The organism is Geminicoccus harenae, assembly GCF_019800005.1.
Taxonomy (GTDB): domain Bacteria; phylum Pseudomonadota; class Alphaproteobacteria; order Geminicoccales; family Geminicoccaceae; genus Geminicoccus; species Geminicoccus harenae.
Genome location: NZ_JABGCL010000235.1, coordinates 1 through 614, shown reverse-complemented (window position 1 = coordinate 614; position 614 = coordinate 1). Strand labels below are relative to the sequence as shown.

1 protein-coding gene is annotated in these 614 nt (G+C 43.5%); it reads left to right on the top strand.

Annotated elements, in window-relative coordinates; genetic code table 11:
• Positions 1 to 90 precede the first annotated feature (90 nt).
• Positions 91 to 614 (top strand): reverse transcriptase family protein (locus HLA95_RS30435; RefSeq protein WP_222185200.1); only part of this gene is annotated, 524 nt, incomplete at its 3' end.

Genomic DNA, 614 nt, shown 5'->3' with positions numbered 1-614 from the left:
ACTAATCCTGAAGTTAAGCCTGTTAAGCAGAAGTTAAGAAGAATGAAGCCAGAATGGGCATTGAAAATTAAGGATGAGGTGGTGAAATAAATGAACGCTGGGTTTCTCCAAGTAGTAGAATACCCCGAATGGTTAGCCAACATTGTGCCAGTGCCTAAGAAAGATGGGAAAGTGAGGATGTACGTAGACTTCCGGGATTTGAACAAGGCGTGCCCTAAAGATGATTTCCCATTGCCACACATAGATATCTTGGTAGATAGTACCGCCGGTCATGCTCTCTTATCTTTTATGGACGGGTTCTCTGGTTATAATCAGATAAAGATGGCTCCTTCAGATATGGAGAAAACTTCCTTCATCACTCAATGGGGGACCTTCTGTTATCGAGTTATGCCCTTTGGACTAAAGAACGCCGGTTCTACCTACCAAAGAATGGCAACCACCCTGTTGCATGATATGATTCACACAGAAGTAGAGGTGTACGTGGACGACATGATTGTGAAGTCTAGGAGTCGAGAGGGCCACTTCGAAGCATTGAATAAATTCTTTCAGGGAATCAAGCAGTACAACCTAAGACTTAATCCCCAAAAATGTGCCTTTGGAGTAACCGCAGGAAA